This is a genomic window from Vibrio sp. Y176 (assembly GCF_033438945.1).
This window is the reverse complement of the sequence record NZ_JAWOQS010000380.1, coordinates 1-780: the sequence shown is the minus strand read 5'-3', so window position 1 is coordinate 780 and position 780 is coordinate 1. Positions and strand designations below refer to the sequence as shown.

The following is a 780-nucleotide window of genomic DNA, read 5'->3' as shown; positions in this document are numbered from 1 at the left end:
AGAGAGTCGCAAGAAACCAGAGCAGATGTATCACTCAGTGCCGTGATGTCGGACGAGACGTGTTTCATCTCTTCATTAATCAACGCGACTTTGCCACGATTGATAGAGTGGTCGTTCACAATAAACAAGGTATCAGAGCAAATCGCTTCTTGGATGGTATCTTGTGCGATTTCTGCAGTTTTATCGGTACAACCATCACACGCAATTACCACTTTCAGCTTATCCCTTGGGTAGTCCAAACTCGCCAAGTTGCGAATTTTCTCAGCAATCCACTGCTCTTCGTTGTAAGCGGGGATGATGATGGTCACGGAAGGAAGTTTGTTATCACTGGCCGAGGCTTTGTAATGACGCTCTGCAAAGTGTTCGCCTTCGTCGTTAGATTTTGGTTTGAGTGGCAGCCATTTCAGCAATAATGGATAACCCACATGATGATAGATGATCAAAAACGCAGACAAACCAAAACCAGCAATCCAAATGAGATCATTCATAAGTCGACTCCTTAGCCAAACGAGTGTAGCGACCAACCATGTCACGAATATCGAAATGTTGAAGAATGTAAGCTCGAGGCGAATGGATGTTTGAATCCAATTGTTTAGATAGAGCCTCCGCGAGTGAAAATACGCGGTTAGGTTCTACCAAAGCGCTGCTTTTCGGGCACAGTGTTTCTTTCACGCCGCCAACATCCGTCGCGACGCAAGGGATGTCACACGCTTGCGCTTCGAGTGTTGAAAGCGGAAACCCTTCATGCAGAGACGGTAAACAAAACAAGTCTAAGCTTTG

The 780-nt window shown here is 45.9% G+C and carries 2 protein-coding genes; both read right to left on the bottom strand.

What is annotated here, in order from left to right; genetic code table 11:
* Positions 1 to 488: glycosyltransferase (locus R7O13_RS26185; RefSeq protein WP_318305118.1), on the bottom strand; the 488-nt coding region annotated here is incomplete at its 3' end.
* Positions 481 to 780: glycosyltransferase (locus R7O13_RS26180; protein ID WP_318305117.1), on the bottom strand; the 300-nt coding region annotated here is incomplete at its 5' end. The genes R7O13_RS26185 and R7O13_RS26180, both read right to left, overlap by 8 nt.